Origin of the sequence: Wolbachia endosymbiont of Ceratosolen solmsi, from assembly GCF_017869155.1 — a bacterium.
GTDB classification, from domain to species: domain Bacteria; phylum Pseudomonadota; class Alphaproteobacteria; order Rickettsiales; family Anaplasmataceae; genus Wolbachia; species Wolbachia pipientis.
In genome coordinates this window covers 230117-247953 of sequence record NZ_CP054598.1, presented here as the reverse complement: position 1 = coordinate 247953, position 17837 = coordinate 230117, and the positions used below count along the sequence as shown (strand labels likewise).

Sequence of the window (17837 nt, the reverse complement as noted above, 5' to 3'; positions counted from 1 at the left end):
AATATGAAGAAAATAAAATTAAAAACCAAATCCTCTGTCAAAAAGCGCTTTCACCTTACAGCTAAGGGTAAAGTCATTTCTACTCAGTCAGGCAAAAGGCATGGCATGGTAAAGAGAAGTAAATCTAATATTCGTAATCAGCGCGGTACAACGATTCTTGGTAAATCTGACTCGCGTATAGTTAAGCTTTATATGCCTTATGGTATTTAATAAAATGGGGGTAAAATAAAATGGCTCGGGTAAAACGTGGAGTCACTACTCACGCTCGTCATAAAAAAATATTGAAACTGGCAAAGGGTTATAGAGGGCGCGCAAAAAGTTGTTATAGAATTGCATTACAAAGAGTTGAAAAAGCACTGCAATATGCTTATAGAGACAGAAGAAATCGTAAACGTGATTTTCGTGGTTTATGGATAATACGTATTAATGCAGCAGTAAGAGAGCATGGGCTTACTTATGGTAGGTTTATGCATGGTCTTACACTTGCCGGCATTGATTTAAATAGAAAGATTCTTGCTGAGATGGCCGTTAATTATAAGGATGATTTTGCCAAATTAGTAGAAGCTGTAAGTGGTAAATTAGCAGAGAATTCTTAAAGCAAAGACACCATGAGAATTATTTTCATGGGGTCACCAGAATTCGCTGTTAGTACGCTAAACTTACTATTGAAATCACAGAATAAAATAGTAGCAGTATACACCAAGGCTCCAAAACCTTCAGGGCGTGGACAGAAGCCAACGAAATCTCCAGTACATGTTATCGCTGAAGAAAGTAACATAGAGGTATGTACTCCTATCTCTCTAAAGTTTTCGGCAGAGCAAGAAAAATTTAGAAATTTCAAACCAGACGTTGCAGTTGTAGCTGCGTATGGATTGATACTTCCAAGAAAAATTTTGAATATTCCAAAATATGGTTGTATTAATATTCATCCTTCATTACTACCAAGGTGGCGTGGTGCAGCCCCGATACAGCACACAATTTTAGCAGGAGATCAAGAAACCGGGGTTAGCATTATGCAACTGGATGAAGGATTAGATTCCGGCCCTATTTTAAAACAGGAAAAATTTCTTATCGAAAAGAACGATAATTACAAGACATTGCATGATAAATTGTCTGAATTAGGCAGTGATTTACTGCTGGAAGTGCTAAACGAAATTGAAAAACAGCTTCTCTTAAAACAGAACGATAACGATGCATGTTACGCTAACAAAGTGGAAGACTATAAAATTTATGCAAGTGATGCCTGTGAAGTTGCTTATAGAAAGGTTAAAGCGTTTTACCCAAAAGCATTCATTAAGATAGAAAATAAACGTATCAGGATACTTGATGCTGACTTTGAAGCTCTCGCTTCAGAACAAGGTAAGATTGTTAACGATAATATGCACATAAGTTTAAAAGGTGGCACTTTAATTCCTAAAGTTGTACAAATGGAAGGGAGAAATCCTTGCAGTATTGAAGATTTTATTCGTGGCTTGAAATCAAGCATGGTAAAAAAATTTATAGAATAGACTGCTTTAAATTAGTGTAGAAATGTAATAGCTAAATTTCCTTTTCTTAGATATAATCTTATAAAATTTTCTGTACAAAAATGAAAATCAAAAGAGCTTTAATATCGGTATATGATAAAACGAATATAATTGATCTTGCATCGTTTTTAATGCAGCAACAAATAGAAATTCTTTCAACAGGAAATACTTATAAAGCACTATCTGATGCCGGAATAAAAACGCAAGAAGTATCAGATTATACGCAATTTCCAGAGATACTGGGTGGTAGAGTAAAAACTTTACACCCTAAAATTCATGGAGGAATACTTTATGATCGAGAAAAGCACAAAAAGGAAGTGCAAGATCTAGAAATTGAGCCAATAGACCTGCTTATAACTAACCTATACCCATTTTGGGAGACAGTAAGTAGCAGCTCAAATGAAGAGCAAATTATAGAACAAATTGATATCGGCGGAGTGGCATTAATTAGAGCTGCAGCAAAAAACTTTCGTTTTACTTCAGTTATTTCTAGCATTCAAGACTATGAAGCACTGAAAGCTGAGATGATAGAAAATAACAATAAAACAACATTGGAATATAGAAAACACTTAGCAACCAAAGCATTTGCTCTCACTGCACACTACGATTCTAATATTCACAGTTGGTTTTTATCCCAGAGTAAAAATAATGAGTTACCAGAGTTTTTTGCTCTATACGGGCATAAAGTACAAGAACTCAGGTATGGTGAAAATCCCCATCAAAAAGCTGCATTTTATAGTAATCAATTTACAGAATATCCGTTGGAAAAACTACATGGAAAAGAGTTGAGTTATAATAATATAGTAGATATAGAATCCGCACTTAACATAACTTCTGAATTCGAAGAACCTGCAGCAGTGATAATCAAGCATAATAACCCATGTGGCGCTGCTATTGGTAATAATGCTTTGGAGGCATATGAAAAAGCTCTATCGTGCGATGAAGTAAGCAGTTTTGGTGGTATAGTTGCCTTAAACCGGGAGATAGATTTAAAGCTAGCGGAAAAATTAAACGAGATATTTTTAGAAGTAGTGATAGCACCATCGGTAAACAATGAGGCACTAAAAATTTTACAAAGAAAGAAAAATTTAAGAGTGATTATTCATAAATCTTTTCAACAAAATGTGAAATACCAAACTAAAAATGTTGTTGGTGGGTTTTTGGTGCAAGAAAATAATGACCACACAATAAAAGCAGAACAAGTAACAGAATGCACTGCAACAGACAAAGAAAAAAAAGATCTTATTTTTGCCTGGAAAATATGTAAGCATGTGAAATCCAACGCAATAGTTATAGCAAAAGATGGTTGTGCTATTGGCATCGGCGCAGTGCAAACAAGCAGAATAGATAGTGTGAACATTGCAGTGAAAAAAGCAGGTGAAAAATGTAAAGGTGCGGTGCTTGCTTCAGATGCATTTTTCCCATTTCCAGATAGCATAGTAGAAAGCACAAAACATGGAATTACAGCTATAATTCAGCCCGGTGGCTCGCTAAAAGATCAAGATGTGATAAAAGCTGCAAATGAAAATAAAATTGCTATGTTTTTCACTGGCGTTCGCAGTTTTTTCCATTAGGCTTTGTGTCTTATCGTCATACCGCCACAAACCGTCATACCGCCGCGGTATCTCTCAACATAGATCCCGCTAGCGGGATGACAAATATACCGCCGCGGCGCTAACAAGAGATCCCGCTAACAAGCAGCGGGATGACGAGCTTATCGTGCTGCCACGAACCGTCATGCCTCTGCGAACCGTCATACCGCGATTCATTCGCGGTATCTCAGCCGCTAACAAGCAGCGGGATGACGGCTGTCGCTTAGCCACAAACGTTAAATTTACCAAATAAAAAAAAGGCAAAGAAGCGCCGTGGTGCGAGTTTTGACCCTCTAATACTTTAAATTGGCGCTGTAATAATGTGCTAACGCTTAAAATAAGCGCGATTTGGCTGAATGTAGAAAAATTAAAAAGACATGCAGCCGCTATAATTTTATGTAATCCGCCAATAGATACTCCAAGTTTTTTACTGAATTTTTGTTATTGAACCCGCGCGGATCAAAAACAAGTTTTGAGTCAGAAATACTCTTAATACTACAATAAGGGGGCTGGCGGAGTTTGTCAAGTAAGTTTTTTCGTTTCTGTGACCAGCTGGACTTAAAGTCTACACAAAAAACGTTTACAACCAACGTTCAACATGGTAAATTAAAAACGGTTTATTCCTCGGTAGCTCAGTGGTAGAGCAGTTGGCTGTTAACCAATTGGTCGCTGGTTCGAATCCGGCCCGGGGAGCGTTTCTCTGTGAAATTCTAGTGTTGATTTTATATGAACATTAAATCAGTGGTTTTATGTATACTAGATGGCTGGGGAAATGGAATAGAGAATAATAAATACAACGCTATTAGCAACGCAAATCCACCTTGTTGGCAATACATTAGCTCTAATTATCCAAAATGCAGTTTATCCGCCTGTGGAACTGATGTTGGGTTACCTGGTGGTCAGATAGGTAACTCAGAAGTTGGCCACATGAATATTGGCAGTGGTAGAGTAGTAATGCAAAGCCTTCAGCGCATTAATCAAGAGATTGGAACAATAGAAAACAATGTAAATCTACAAAGTTTTATTAATGATCTAAAAAGTAAGAATGGTATATGCCATCTAGTGGGATTGGTGTCAGATGGCGGTGTTCATTCGCATCAAAAGCATATTTCAACTTTAGCAAATAAAATATCACAGCATGGAATCAAAGTGGTGATACATGCATTTTTAGATGGCAGAGACACATTGCCAAATTCAGGAAAAAAATGCATTCAAGAATTTATAAAGAGTATAAAGGGAAATGACATAAGAATTGCTACTGTTTCTGGGCGTTACTATGCTATGGACCGTGATAACAGGTGGGAGAGAACAATTGAAGCTTATGAGGCTATCGCATTTGCAAAGGCACCTCGTCATGATAATGCAGTATCGTTGATTGATGAAAATTATCAAAATAACATAACTGATGAGTTTGTCAGGCCTGCAGTAATAGGTGACTATCAAGGTATAAAACCAGAAGATGGAGTGCTGTTGGCTAACTTTCGTGCTGATCGAATGATACAATTAGCAAGTATTTTGCTAGGCAAAACAGACTATATTGAGGTAGCAAAACTCTCTTCAATTCTAAGCATGATGAAATATAAAGAAGATCTCAAAATTCCTCATATTTTTCCTCCTACTTCTTTCGCTGATACTCTAGGACAAACAATAGCAGACAATAAATTGCAACAATTACGTATCGCCGAAACCGAGAAATACGCTCATGTGACTTTCTTTTTCAATTGTGGAAAAGAAGAACCTTTCTCTGGTGAAGAAAGAATACTCATTCCCTCACCAAAAGTTCAAACTTACGATTTGCAGCCCGAAATGTCAGCCTTCGAGCTCACAGAAAAGCTTGTAGAAAAAATTCACTCCCAAGAATTCGCACTGATAGTTGTAAATTACGCTAATCCTGATATGGTAGGGCATACAGGTAATATAAAAGCAGCCGAGAAAGCTGTGCTAGCTGTAGATGATTGTCTTGCGAAAGTGCTGAGTGCTGTTAAAAAGTCAAGCAACACCGCATTAATTGTCACTGCAGACCACGGTAATGTGGAATGTATGTTCGATGAAGAAAATAATACACCTCACACAGCACACACTCTAAATAAAGTGCCATTTATTGTGTCTTGCGATAATCTAAAACTAAGAGACGGAAGGTTATCTGACATTGCCCCTACTATTTTACAGCTACTTGGAATTAAAAAACCAAACGAAATGACAGGCAGTTCGTTGATTTCTTGCATTACCCTCTGTCATTCCAGCTAGGCAGCGTTATGCACCGGAATGACATCAAATAGATGTGTTTTAACTTAATCCAACTTTTAAATTTTTCGCTGTTAGTACTAATGATTCATTAAAGAAGCTGTCAATATCACCAATACTATCTATATTTTTTGTACTGATAGATTGGTCAATTCTTTTGACCAAATTAGATAAAACTTTATTAGGGCCAATTTCAACAAATTTGTTAATGCCACGGCTTGACATATACAAAACCATTTCTCTCCATTTCACTCTGCTTACAACTTGCTTGGCGAGTAAAGTTTTTATAACTTTGGGATCACTCTCCTCTTTAGCTGTAACATTTGATATCAAAGGAACTATAGGACGGGTTATTTTAATACCCTTCAAAAACTCCAAAACTTTTTCATCAGCAGGTTTCATAAGAGATGAATGAAAAGGCCCACTAACCTGTAATTTAATTAGTTTCCTCACACTCGAGTTTTTGAATAAATCGGGTAACATTTCAAGAGCTTCTCTAGTGCCACTTATAACCACTTGTCCGCCACCGTTATCGTTTGCAATTTCACAAATTCCGTCAATTTGAACTGATTTCAATATATCTTCCACTTCATTTATCTCTGCTCCAAGCAACGCAACCATTCCGCCTTTACATTTCAGTGAAGCTTCATGCATTGCTTCGCTGCGAACTTTCAGCAGCTTGATTGCAGACTCAAGCGTTAACGCTCCTGCAGCACACAGCGCTGTATATTCGCCAACTGAATGCCCACAAACATATTTAACATTGTGATCAGTGAAAAGAGATTTGCCAAACACATGCTCCATAACACGTAGCATTGCAATTGATACTGCCATTATAGCTGGCTGAGCGTTTTCTGTAATGGTTAATTCTTCAATAGGACCGTTGAAGATTAAATGAGACAGCTTTCCATCCAATATGCTATCTACTTCATTAAATACTTGTCTTGCAACAGAAAACTCACTATATAAGCTCCTGCCCATTCCTACAAACTGAGAGCCCTGACCAGGGAAAGCGAAAATCATGATAATTATTACTTATTCCTTATTAAGTATAACATTTTATTTATTTTTTGTCAATATTTTAGAATAATGATTGACTTAGTGAATTAAGTTCACTAGAATGTTAACTGACTAAAAGTTTATAAACAACAATGAATTATCATAAAATTATTATAGTTATGACAGACGGTCAAGAGTTTGAAACTCGTTCCACTTATGGAAAGGAGGGAGATAGGGTAAAACTTGATAGAGATCCTCTTACTCACCCTGCATGGACTGGAAGTTTGACAAGCGGGTTAGCAAGTAAAACTAGCAAATTAGCTAAGTTTAACGATAAATATGGAAGCATTTTCTAATTCTCCTCCTCTTTAAGTTTTAGAGAGTTTACTGAAGCATGCATAAATACAAAAATATAGGCTATGTTGCTTCTCCATCACCAAAATCGCAGGAAGTATCTAAACTATTAAAGAAACTTAATTTTATCAATATAACAGAAGAAAATAAGTCCGAAATCGATCTATTGATAGTTGTTGGCGGTGATGGCTTTATGCTACGCACCTTGCATAATTACGTTATAGAAAATAAAAACATGCATGTGTATGGGGTAAATACCGGCAATGTTGGGTTTTTGATGAATAAATGCTTTAGCCGCAGTGAAGATTTAATTGATCATATAGAACATGCAACTTCAACTCAGTTAACTTTGCTAAAAATGGAAGCAACAGACACAAGTGGCAAGAGGTATCACTACATAGCGGTAAACGAGGTATATGTTTTTAGAAAAGCAAACCAAATAGTAGAAATGAATATCACTATTAATGATAAGCTAAAAGTAGAAAAATTTAGAGGGGACGGAGTAATATTATCTACTCCCACAGGTAGCACTGCATATAACTTCTCTGCCGGTGGCCCAATCTTGCCGCTAAATTCAAATTTACTTGCATTAACCTCTATCAATAGCTATTACCCAAGGCATTGGAATGGAGCGTTAATATCAAACGATACAATCGTACAAATTGACATTAATGACACAAAAAACCGTCCAGCACTTGTAGTATCAGATTACAAAGAATTTCATGATATATCACAGATAAAAATACAAAAAGACCATGAGAACACAATCACTTTGCTTTTTGACAAAGATTACCCTCTGAATGAAAGAATCTTTGATAGACAATTTCTATACTAATAATGTATCTGTTCAGATACATGGCTAATGTACAAATATTGAAACAAAAATTCCAGTGCCCCTGTGATGTCATTCCAGTGCTTGACACTGGAATCCAGCTTTTGATCAAAAATGTTGTATAGTACACAATCAAATTTTCTGGATCCCAGTGTCTGGGCACTGGGATGACACCCATTTGTTCCTATAGTTGTCTTTTCTCGTCTACCTTATTTTGCCACTCTGCTAAACAGATACATTATCTGTAAATTGGTATTTACTACATCTTAATAACTATAGCGTAATCAATGCAGCATAGTAATTAACTTTGGAGTGAATATGCATGGGTCAGTCGAAAAATCAACAGTAAAATTAACTTCTTACGAACAAACAGGTGACAATAGCAAGATAACACTAAAAGATCCACCATCGCCTGAAGAAGCAGGAAATGCTATCTCAAGTGTACTGAATGTAGTACCACGTGTGCAGGGAATGTCACATGAAGAATCAGATGATGAGGAAGTGGATCCTACTTATGCATCTGTAAATCGACAAAAAGATGGTGATGGAGCACCACCGATTTTGCCAAAAGCTCCAGGTTTACAAGACAAAGAAGACAAAAATTTGTTTGGTCTTAGTACTGAAGTACTACCTCCTTCCCTAGAAGAAACAAAAGGTGAGACTCATGATTGGGTATCACAAACAGCAAGTTTAGGTTTAGGAGGATTATCTGGTAATGGATCAGAAGAACATATTTATGCAGCTATAGACCCAAATGCAAAATCTTCGAAAAAGAGTTTAGACAGTGGAATAGGTGGTCAAAACTCAAAAGATGATTTAGGTGCGTCTTCAAATACTTTACCATCGTATAAAAGCAAAGATGACTCTGAAGAGTCTTTGTCACTAAATTCTGATATAGGTAGCACAACAAATAAAAAAACAAACAGATTCTTGCCAAGAGCAAAGTATGCCATGCAGCAGAAGGGTTTTATAATTTTTGGTGCAAGTGCTATTATACTCAGTATATCTGCAGCTTTATTATATTTACAAGATAAAGCAAAATTTATTGCATTTTTTACAAACAGCCCAAAATATATCACTATACCAGTTATCGCACTTGCTGCATTGCTTGCAATTGGTCCAATATTTTTTGCAACAAGGCAATTTATAGATACTGAAGAACATTCCATTCAAAAAAAAGATGCGGATAAAATTTTAGCTGAGGTGTTGGAGCACCAGCCAAAAGATAAAGCTATAAAATCTGTAAGACTGGAATATAGCAATGGCACTCATTCAAATTTTGTACTTAATGCTTGGGAAGCTAAACAAGGCTTCACTAACATTGACGAAAAAGTAATTACTAGAACTAATAAAATAAAATCAGTAATTAACGACAGACCAATATTTACTGCATTATTTACTGGTGTAGTTGCTGCAAATATAGCGTTTCCTCTAGGGCTACTTGCAACACATGGTGTTAATGGTGTACAAAAATTTTACCAAAACCCTTTGACTAATAACATAGGATTATCATTACTTATAGGTTCTGGTATACTTGCATTACTCATTGTGGGTTTTGGCATACATTATTATAGAAAAACAAATTGCACTAATCTTATATATTCGCAGGAAAAGATTGACCCTGAAAGCGTTAACAAGAAATTCATTGAAGAAATAAAACACGAAAGAACAAATGTTCTTGGGGAAAACCACGGTAAAGACGCTAAACGCAGCAGCTTAACGCTTGAGCAAGTTGTGGTTCAATCTCATAATTGTAAGGATGTTGTTTATAGTGTCGGTTAATAAAATGCATGATATAGCTAGTGCAGCCCTACGTCATACCGCCGCAGACCGTCATACCGCGATTCATTCGCGGTATCTCTAGATCCCGCTAACACGTAGCGGGATGACGATTGTCAGGGTATCACCTCCCTCCCCTGTCATCCAAGTAGCTGACACTGGGATGACAAAAAAAGGAGCACTGGAATGACATCACAGGTGCACTGAAATGACATCCTCCTAGTAGAGATCGCTTTTGTAATTGCAACATTCACGTGTATCCGTTCAGCTAAGCGGTGTAAGAGATGATAGATAAGAGGTTTTGGAAAGGATTGAGACCCCTTTGTTTCCATGTCAAGTATAATGAAATTATCCGTTCAAGGAATGCATTTCCCCGCTTCGATTGGGTAAAATATGAATTTTTGCGATAAACGACATAATGCCGAATTTGCTGTTCAGCATGGTTATTTGTCAGCGGAATATTTTCTGGGTCATCTAAAAATTTCCACATCATTCTTTCAGATTTCAAAATATTCTTTGCAACTCGAGAAGCTCCAATTGCTTCAGGTAAGCGAGATATTTCCTTCAAATAATACCTTGTACGTTTTCGCAATTTTCTTGCACGTCTGGCAAATCTTAAAATGTCTATCTCATTTTTTAGTAAAGCTTTTTTTAGTGCAAATAATTCAGTAGTGACATCTCTTACATAACAGCCAAGAATCTTAACTTCAATGTTCCAGCTATGAGCCAGCCTTTCAAAATCTCTTATTAAATAAGCCCAGCAGATTTGCCTTTTCTTATCATTAAAGTAGTTGTAGGCTGAATATCTATCAGTTACTATCAAACTATTGCGATTGCAAAATGTGCTGTCTTGCAAAACCTTCATTCCTCTTGATTCTGTCAATTTTACAAAACTTGCCGTATTGCTTGCAAACATCCAACACCAGCCAAGTTTTCCTTTGTTATAGTGACTGGTTTCATCGATATGCAAAACCTCACTTCTGCTTATTTCTTGTTCGATTTGCTCATATGTTTTTTCGCATCTTAATGCAACTCTGTGTTCACTATTTGATATGCTGCCAACACTTATGTTCAAATTAAAAATGTCATTTATGATACTAGCCACTTCATGCTTTGAGTTTTTGTAAAATCCGCTAAGTGCTGCAATTATAGACTTAACCCTTGGACCAAATGTATCTGGCGTAACACCTTCTGGTAACTTGCTACTTTTTCTTTTTCTGCATCTCCAACAACGACCATGTTCCAATTACTACATAAGGCCTAATTTCCGGAAGATCAACTTTTTGGTGAACATAAGGTTTTTCGCATATTACAAGCTCTCCTCCGCATTCGCAAATATTAGGCAACTCTATTTTTACTACTTTATCCGCTTCCATTGTGGCATGAAAATTTCCTTTATACCCAACCTGATCGCCAACATTCCTTTCGCTTTTTGGCTTGTCCTTTTTTGTTTTGTACAATTCTTTAGAGCTCGGTAGAGATGAATTTTTCGAGTTTAAAACCAAGCCTTTCCTTTAATTCAGCGTTCTCTATCTTTAAAGCTTTATTTTCTGCTTTTAAGTTTTCTATCTCTGCTTCCAGTTTTTCTATTTTTTGCTGTAAATTTTTGCAAAGTTCTAAAAGGTTTACCACATTACCTCACTTTTGCTTTATGATTATCTTTTTAGATCACTTTGTCTACCTTATTCTACCACTCCGCTGAACGGATACAATTTACTAAACAGAAAAAAGGCAAAAGAAACCCCGTGTTAGCTAGTTGTCACTCTCTAATCCTGCAAATTGGCGTACTATACTGTCTTGAACGACTTATAAGCGCGTTTCAGCTTGTGTAGGTAAAAACCTAGAAATATTGTGAAGACATAAGGTGCACATAGTGCAAAAAATTAAAAATAAGACGCCAACTACGTTGTTTTCTTGCTGTTTAATCTGCACAGATGAAGATAACTGAATACCTTCAGTTTTATGATAATGGGCTGGCGAAGCTTGTCAAGGAAGTTTTTATGATTTATCTAACGAACTTTACACTTGCTAAAGTTGTACCATCTTGGTAACTTTAACTGAAAGAAGTTATTTTTTATCCAATATGAAAAAAGCCTTTATATTCACATCCTTAATAGCAATTATATTGATAGTTATTACTTATTTATACAGAAACGACGGAACTAATGACTCACAAGTGGTAAATGTTTATTCATCGCGCAAAGAAGAATTAGTACGTACTTTGTTTGATGAATTCACGAAAAATACAGGTATTAAAGTACGTTACATCATTGATGATTATTCTCAGCTACTTTCACGAATGGAAAACGGTGGTGAAGCTGACTTATTTTTGACTGCTGATGCAATCAACTTAATTCTAGCAAAAAAAAGAGGACTTTTATCTCAAGTAGATTCAGAGGTTTTAAAAAGTGTTATACCTGCAAGATTTAGAGACAGTGAAGATTATTGGTTTGGTCTTACAAAAAGAGCTAGGATATTGGTTTACAATAAAGAGTCAGTAGACCCTAAGGACTTAAGTACTTATGAAGATTTAGCAAATGAAAAATGGAAAGGAAAAATATTAGTGCGTTCTTCTACAAGTCCATATAACAGATCGTTAATTGCTTTTATGATTGCAAATAATGGTTTTGAAAAGACGAAAGAATGGGTAAGCGGAATTGTGAGCAATATGGCAAGAAAAACAAGTGGTGGTGATACTGATCAAATTTACGCCGTAGCAGCGGGTGAGGGAGATGTTGCAATAGTAAACAGCTACTACTTTGCGAGAATTCTTTCATCAGAAAATAAAAAGAATGTTGCAGACAAGCTAGGGGCTTTTTTTCCTAATCGCAACGATCACGGTGTAATGGTAAACATCAGTGGTGCAGCAGTAACAAAAAACGCAAAAAACAGGGAAAATGCTATAGTCTTATTGGAATTTTTAGTAAGCAAGCAGGCTCAAGAGTTATACGCTAAAAAAAACCAAGAATATCCTATTATTGAAGGCGTTGAAACTTCCGATATACTAAAATCTTGGGGAAATTATTCACAAAGTGATTTGCCTCTAAGTGAACTTGAGAAGCATCTTTTTGAGGCTGTTATGATAGCGGATGAGTGTAAGTGGAAGTAATCTCCAGTGCCACTAAACATTGGGATGAAAGATTTATGCTAATGTACCTTACTCTTAACTTGCTGAACTTTTTCTTCCTTCTAACTTAATTTTGACTTTACTATCTTTTTCCGTTCTTCCACCAAAACAATTGCTGCACAAGAGGTCTATTGAAAAACGATAATAAGAAAGTAGAATTGGTTCAAGTAGTTGGATAACAATTGCATGTTAAAAGGAAATTATGAACAAGAGAAGGAATTTGTTAAACATCTCAGACCTTACAGTCGATGATGTAGAAAATATAACTAAGTTGGCCAACCAGTACCTTAAAAAAGAAGTTGCAAATAGTCATATCTTGGAAAATAAGACAGTAATAAATTTATTCTTTGAAGATTCAACACGTACACTTGCGTCTTTTGAAATAGCAGCAAAAAGCCTTGGAGCAAATGTTGTAACTTTGCCAATAAGATCTTCTTCTATTAACAAGGGAGAAGATCTAAAAGACATGATCAAAACATTAAATGCAATGAATCCTGATTACATAATAATCAGGCATAAAAGTAGTGGTATCATTAATACACTGGCAAAGTATGTTAACTGCTCGCTAATCAATGCAGGCGATGGAAGTAGTGAACATCCAACTCAAGCTCTTGCAGACTATCTTGTAATCAGCAATCACAAAAAGCAAATAAAGGACCTCAAAGTTGTGATATGTGGAGATATTCTGCACAGTAGAGTTGCAAGATCAAATATAAGATTGCTAAAAATGTTTGGAGCAGAGATAAACTTGGTCGCACCACCAACTTTGATTTGTAAGCATTTTCCTGAAGTAGATTCAGTCCATTATTCATTAATTGAAGGTATAAAGGATGCTGACGTAATTATGCTTTTGAGATTGCAGAAAGAGCGCATGAATAATAGTTCTTCAGAGAAAGAATATTTTCATTTGTATGGACTTGATTTACAAAAGCTATCATACGCAAAACCAGATGCGATTGTTATGCACCCAGGGCCAATAAATAGAGGGATTGAGATTAGCAGCGATGTAGCAGATTGTGTTATTTTACAGCAAGTAGAATTTGGATTGGCAATACGTAAGGCAGTGTTGCACTATTATAGGCCTTGCTAATATTAAAAGATGCTACACAACTAATGCAAAAAGGGGGGCATGAAATGACAAGGCTTGTAAATGGTTTGAGAATGGCCATTAAGATGTTAAGGCCGAGGATATGGTGTGGAAGTTTTTACGAAAGCCTGAAGTCAATCAACAACCTTGCAGAACGGCAAATTAGACGGCTATTGTAAAAACAGCTTTTTCACCTGGTCGGAACATGGAGAAAGATTTGTGGAAAGAATGTTGTCGATATTTTTGACATCACGTCTCAATGGCCAAAATCCCTTCCAAAAGTTACGACTGCTTAGTTCTTTATTCATTCTCACAATCCGTGAACGGTTACAACCTGGATTCCAGTGGGCTTTGTTGCATCGCTAGCTATGATGGATTAAAGATAAAAAAGATAGGGAATATCATTAGCTTATTATTCTGGTATTTATAACAAGAACGGTCAATGAATACCTAAATTTGAGTAAAAGAAATTTCACTACCATTTACCAATCCGGCTAAAATTCAAGAATTTCAATGCTTTAGCTATTTTCAATAGAATTAAATTTATTAATATAAATAACAAATTACTATTCTTAAATTTGATCAGATTGATTGCAAAAAAACAAGATTTTCAATAGGTTGCTTATAATCCTAATTATAGTTAGCCTTTCATAAGTAGCGATGCAACAAAGCCATCCCAGTGTCAGCTACTTTCATAACACCATATTACCTTAACAAAAGCAAATGTTCGTACAGATGTGCATCAGCTACTTTCATCTGCCACCTGCAAATTGCAATGTTCGTACAGTTATGTGTCACGCTACTTGGATGACACCGTTGAAAGAAATGAACCGCCTTTTCAAAATCGTTTTGAATAGAGGAATAACATTCACAAGTAAAATTTCATATTACCATTTTTTAATTTATGTATTATAATAAGCTTAATCTATAAGAAAAACAAAGTTGGAAAAGTTGGAAGAACTAAGCAAAAACTGGGTGATAAGAACGGGAAGATTTTTATCTTCATTGTTTTTTTTACTGTTGATTGCGCTGTCAATACGTAGTTTTTTATTCGAGCCATTTCATATACCTTCTGGTTCAATGAAAAGCACCCTACTTGAAGGGGATTACATTTTTACTAGTAAATATTCATACGGTTACAGTAAACACTCATTTCCATTTTCTCCAAACATTTTTAGCGGCAGGATTTTTTATACCCCTCCAAAGCGTGGCGACATAGTAGTTTTCAAACCCACAAGAAATGACAGCATCAGGTTTGTTAAGCGAGTAATAGGAACACCAGGTGACAAAGTGCAAATGATAGAGGGAGAATTATACCTAAATGATCAGAAAGTAGAGCGAAGGCAAATTGAAAGTTTTTTTGATTATGAGTCAAATCGTAACATACCAAGATATATAGAAACGCTTTTAAGTGGCAAGGAACATGAGATTTTGGTAGATGACATTTCTAATAAGCTATCATATAACACTCCGGTTTATTATGTACCTAACGATCAATTTTTCGTTATGGGAGACAATAGAAATAATTCTTTGGATAGCAGGTTTCCTGAAGTTGGTTTTGTACCAATGGAAAATATCATTGGGCGTGTAAGTATAGTTGGTTTATCGTTTAAACTGGGGAAGGTCGATTGGTTACCATTTAATTTCAGGTTACCTGTTGCTTTGAGATTAAATAGGGTATTGCACAAGGTTGTGTAAGCTTTTTCTACCTATTTGTTAATTCACACAACTCTAAAGAAGAATTTTCTAACTCGGCGATAGTGTTGTTAATTTCATTCAAGTCATTGCCTTGTAAAGCGTTTTTTGCATTTTGTAATAGGTTTTTCAACTTTTGATCAGTGGAAAGGTTATTATTGTTTTCAACCAAGTGTATGAGTTTATTTCCATTAATTTTAGCGCCTGCAAGGGAACGAGCCTTCATATCTTCATCAAAGCTGTTTATTGACTGGTTAACCATATTTTGAACATCAGCTTCACTCAAGCCAAAACTTGAATTTACTTCAACTGTCTGCTCGATTCCAGTAGTTTTTTCTCTTGCAGTAACAGTCAAGATTCCGTCAACGTTAACTGTAAATTCTATTTCAACTCTTGCAGAACCTGCAGGTAGTGGCGGTATACCTTTTAGTTCAAACTGCGCTAGAGATTTGTTATCCTCTATCATTTCACGTTCTCCCTGACAAACGTGAATTTTCATTGCTGTTTGCCCATCAAAATAAGTTGTAAACTCTTTTGTTTCTGAAACTGGTAGTGGCGTATTTCTTGGTATGATTTTTTCAACTATGCCTCCCATAGTTTCTATGCCAAGTGATAAAGGTAGAACATCCAGGAGAATATTCCTATCTTTTGAGCTCGAAGTTAAATCATGAGCTTGCAGAGCTGCCCCAATGGCAACTGCTTTATCTGGATCCACGTCATTCAGCACTTTATTTCCAAAGAGTTTGACTAGTGAATTTTGAACCAATGGTGTTCTAGTTGCACCACCAACTAAAATTACTCCTTTTATATTATCAATTTTAAGATCTATGTCGCTTATAGTACGAGTGACTATATTGATAGTCTTATTGACCAAAGAACTGATTGCCTGCTCGAATTCTTCTCTGGTAATTTCACATTCAAATGGCTTGCCGTTAATGCTGAATTCAAAAATGCCTGAGGTGTTTTTGCTCAGATATTCCTTCACAGAGCGTGATTCGATAAGTAAGGAATTTAGTTGCTTGGCCGTCTTTTCTCTATACTTATCAATCACAATTGAACTCAGCAAATGATCAAAATCATCACCGCCGAGTTTGGTGTCACCACCAACTGCAAGAACTTGAAACACTCCTTGATGCAATTTCAATATCGAAATATCGAACGTTCCGCCACCAAGGTCATACACTGCATATATTCCACTGCTATTGTTCTTTTCAATGGAGTAAGAAAGCGCTGCAGCGGTTGGCTCGTTAACGAGGCGAAGAACTTCTATTCCAGCTAATTTTGCCGCATATTTAGTTGCGTTACGTGCTGAATCGTCAAAGTAAGCTGGCACAGTAATCACTGCTTTTTTTACTTCCAGTCCCTTAGACTTTTTTACCCTCTCACATAAAGCTTTTAATATCTCAGCAGAAATCTCAACAGGAGTAAGATACTTTTCCTCTGCGCATTTTATTCTAATAACTTTTTCGCTTTCATGATCTATTTCAAAATTGACGCCTTCTTTATTTAATTCTTCAACACTTTTACCCATTAAACGCTTTATTGAGTAGATTGCATTTTGACCGACATCGTAGCCAGTTTTTAATGTATTATTTTCATATGAAAGAGCAGAAGGCAGCAGTTCTCTTCCTTGTTCATCTTCAAATATCTCCACGTTACCAGCTTTATTTACCATAGCAATCAAAGAATTGGTAGTACCAAGATCTATACCAAAAATTACTTCACTTGAATTTGGTTCAGAAATTTGAATTGGTTGCATTCTTTTTCACCTCCTCAAATGACTTATATAAATATTTCAATCTTAAGACTTGTGTAGCAGCTCCATCAAAATTCTTTATAGCAAAAGTGTTAATTAGGTTTTTAACGCAATCTTTTATTTTTTCATCAATCATCCTGCTTGCAAATTGTAAATCATCGCAGTCCAGCAAATATTCTCTTATTTCCATTGATTCACTTAATATTTCAGAATTTAAGTGGTCCTTTTGGCTTTTCACATCAAAAAAATCTAGCAAATGCTCGGCACGTTTTAGCGGTGACTTTAGTATCTGATAAGCTCTGTTAATATTTTCCATGTTTTGGGACTGTCTTTCATTTATATCAGTTTTGCTTAGCTCAATATATTTTTTCTCTAACTCATCAAAGCTGATATTGAAAGTTGGTTCAATTTCAAACAATGTAAAATAGCTGCTAGACATGAAAACTCTCTCCACAACCACATTTTCCTTTCTCATTAGGATTTTTGAAAACAAAACCCGATGAAAATTTTTCTTCTACATAATCCATTTCAGAGCCAAGAATAAACATGACGGATTTTGGATCGATCAACACTTTAACTTTTTGGTCATCACTGCAGTTTTCCTCAATTATCGACTCTAAAGGACGAGTATCATACGCATATTCAATATCATATTTTAAACCAGAACATCCTTTTTGCTTAATTAGCACTCTTATTCCTATTGCTTCTTCCGGTTTCTCAAGGTTAGTATGCTTCTTTTGGTCCAATAAATACCTTATCCTTTCTACTGCTTCCGCAGTTATAGTGATAAGTTTTCTATTCTTTTTTACAGTTTCACCTCCGCCTACTTCTTGATATTCACTCATG

The 17837-nt window shown here is 35.9% G+C and carries 15 protein-coding genes, 1 tRNA gene and 2 pseudogenes; 12 read left to right on the top strand and 6 right to left on the bottom strand.

Annotation, left to right across the window (positions count from 1 at the left end; genetic code table 11):
- Window positions 1-3 precede the first annotated feature (3 nt).
- The 6 genes from rpmI to gpmI all read left to right on the top strand — a co-directional run bounded on the left by rpmI (window position 4) and on the right by gpmI (window position 5365).
- Window positions 4-210 carry a 50S ribosomal protein L35 gene (gene rpmI / locus HUB95_RS01300; RefSeq protein WP_015589253.1) on the top strand — a complete coding sequence of 69 codons (207 nt, stop codon included), beginning with the start codon at window positions 4-6 and terminating at the stop codon, window positions 208-210.
- A gap of 20 nt (window positions 211-230) precedes the next feature.
- A complete protein-coding gene (rplT, locus tag HUB95_RS01295) occupies window positions 231-596 on the top strand; it encodes a 50S ribosomal protein L20 (protein ID WP_015589254.1) in 366 nt (121 codons plus the stop codon).
- A gap of 12 nt (window positions 597-608) precedes the next feature.
- On the top strand, window positions 609-1508 hold the full coding sequence (gene fmt / locus HUB95_RS01290) for a methionyl-tRNA formyltransferase (protein WP_209452458.1): 900 nt from the start codon (window positions 609-611) through the stop codon (window positions 1506-1508).
- Between the two features lie 80 nt (window positions 1509-1588).
- On the top strand, window positions 1589-3100 hold the full coding sequence (purH, locus tag HUB95_RS01285; protein WP_209452457.1) for a bifunctional phosphoribosylaminoimidazolecarboxamide formyltransferase/IMP cyclohydrolase: 1512 nt from the start codon (window positions 1589-1591) through the stop codon (window positions 3098-3100).
- 639 nt (window positions 3101-3739) lie between these two features.
- Window positions 3740-3811, top strand: a tRNA-Asn gene (locus tag HUB95_RS01280).
- A gap of 33 nt (window positions 3812-3844) precedes the next feature.
- Window positions 3845-5365 carry a 2,3-bisphosphoglycerate-independent phosphoglycerate mutase gene (gene gpmI, locus HUB95_RS01275; protein WP_015589257.1) on the top strand — a complete coding sequence of 507 codons (1521 nt, stop codon included), beginning with the start codon at window positions 3845-3847 and terminating at the stop codon, window positions 5363-5365.
- Between the two features lie 39 nt (window positions 5366-5404).
- Here the strand turns inward: gpmI and fabD are convergent, their stop codons facing one another.
- Window positions 5405-6385 carry an ACP S-malonyltransferase gene (gene fabD, locus HUB95_RS01270; protein ID WP_015589258.1) on the bottom strand — a complete coding sequence of 327 codons (981 nt, stop codon included), beginning with the start codon at window positions 6383-6385 and terminating at the stop codon, window positions 5405-5407.
- Window positions 6386-6513: 128 nt separating this feature from the next.
- Here fabD and rpmE point away from each other — a divergent pair, with 128 nt between their 5' ends.
- Window positions 6514-6717, top strand: a complete 204-nt coding sequence (gene rpmE, locus HUB95_RS01265) for a 50S ribosomal protein L31 (protein ID WP_007548602.1) — start codon at window positions 6514-6516, stop codon at window positions 6715-6717.
- 38 nt (window positions 6718-6755) lie between these two features.
- The gene (locus tag HUB95_RS01260; protein WP_141457245.1) at window positions 6756-7550 is read left to right on the top strand and encodes an NAD kinase; all 795 of its coding nucleotides are present in this window, start codon (window positions 6756-6758) and stop codon (window positions 7548-7550) included.
- Window positions 7551-7611: 61 nt separating this feature from the next.
- Here HUB95_RS01260 and HUB95_RS06565 read toward each other — a convergent pair.
- Window positions 7612-7719: pseudogene (locus HUB95_RS06565) on the bottom strand (WPE palindromic element domain-containing protein); the annotation flags it as partial.
- Between the two features lie 146 nt (window positions 7720-7865).
- On the opposite strand from HUB95_RS06565, the gene HUB95_RS01250 reads away from it, so the two are divergent.
- Entirely contained in the window at window positions 7866-9329 is a 1464-nt protein-coding gene (locus HUB95_RS01250) for a hypothetical protein (protein ID WP_015589260.1), read from the top strand.
- Window positions 9330-9594: 265 nt separating this feature from the next.
- Here the strand turns inward: HUB95_RS01250 and tnpC are convergent.
- Window positions 9595-10958: pseudogene (gene tnpC / locus HUB95_RS01245) on the bottom strand (IS66 family transposase).
- A 451-nt stretch (window positions 10959-11409) separates the two neighbouring features.
- Here tnpC and HUB95_RS01240 point away from each other — a divergent pair.
- The 3 genes from HUB95_RS01240 to lepB all read left to right on the top strand — a co-directional run bounded on the left by HUB95_RS01240 (window position 11410) and on the right by lepB (window position 15238).
- Window positions 11410-12435, top strand: coding sequence for an extracellular solute-binding protein (locus HUB95_RS01240; RefSeq protein WP_197907283.1), 1026 nt, complete (start codon window positions 11410-11412; stop codon window positions 12433-12435).
- 220 nt (window positions 12436-12655) lie between these two features.
- Window positions 12656-13543: an aspartate carbamoyltransferase catalytic subunit gene (locus HUB95_RS01235; RefSeq protein WP_015589239.1), complete on the top strand. Its 888-nt coding sequence runs from the start codon at window positions 12656-12658 to the stop codon at window positions 13541-13543.
- A 948-nt stretch (window positions 13544-14491) separates the two neighbouring features.
- The gene (gene lepB / locus HUB95_RS01230; protein WP_010962911.1) at window positions 14492-15238 is read left to right on the top strand and encodes a signal peptidase I; all 747 of its coding nucleotides are present in this window, start codon (window positions 14492-14494) and stop codon (window positions 15236-15238) included.
- Window positions 15239-15245: 7 nt separating this feature from the next.
- Here the strand turns inward: lepB and hscA are convergent, their stop codons facing one another.
- Genes hscA through HUB95_RS01215 form a run of 3 tightly spaced genes read right to left on the bottom strand, consistent with a single transcriptional unit; the run spans window position 15246 to window position 17836 of the window.
- A complete protein-coding gene (gene hscA / locus HUB95_RS01225; RefSeq protein WP_141457223.1) occupies window positions 15246-16994 on the bottom strand; it encodes a Fe-S protein assembly chaperone HscA in 1749 nt (582 codons plus the stop codon).
- Complete coding sequence (locus HUB95_RS01220; RefSeq protein WP_015589237.1) at window positions 16972-17430, bottom strand: iron-sulfur cluster co-chaperone HscB C-terminal domain-containing protein; 459 nt, start codon at window positions 17428-17430, stop codon at window positions 16972-16974. Before HUB95_RS01220 ends, hscA begins: the two co-directional genes overlap by 23 nt.
- Window positions 17423-17836 carry a HesB/IscA family protein gene (locus HUB95_RS01215; RefSeq protein WP_015589236.1) on the bottom strand — a complete coding sequence of 138 codons (414 nt, stop codon included), beginning with the start codon at window positions 17834-17836 and terminating at the stop codon, window positions 17423-17425. Before HUB95_RS01215 ends, HUB95_RS01220 begins: the two co-directional genes overlap by 8 nt.
- Window position 17837: the final 1 nt, after the last annotated feature.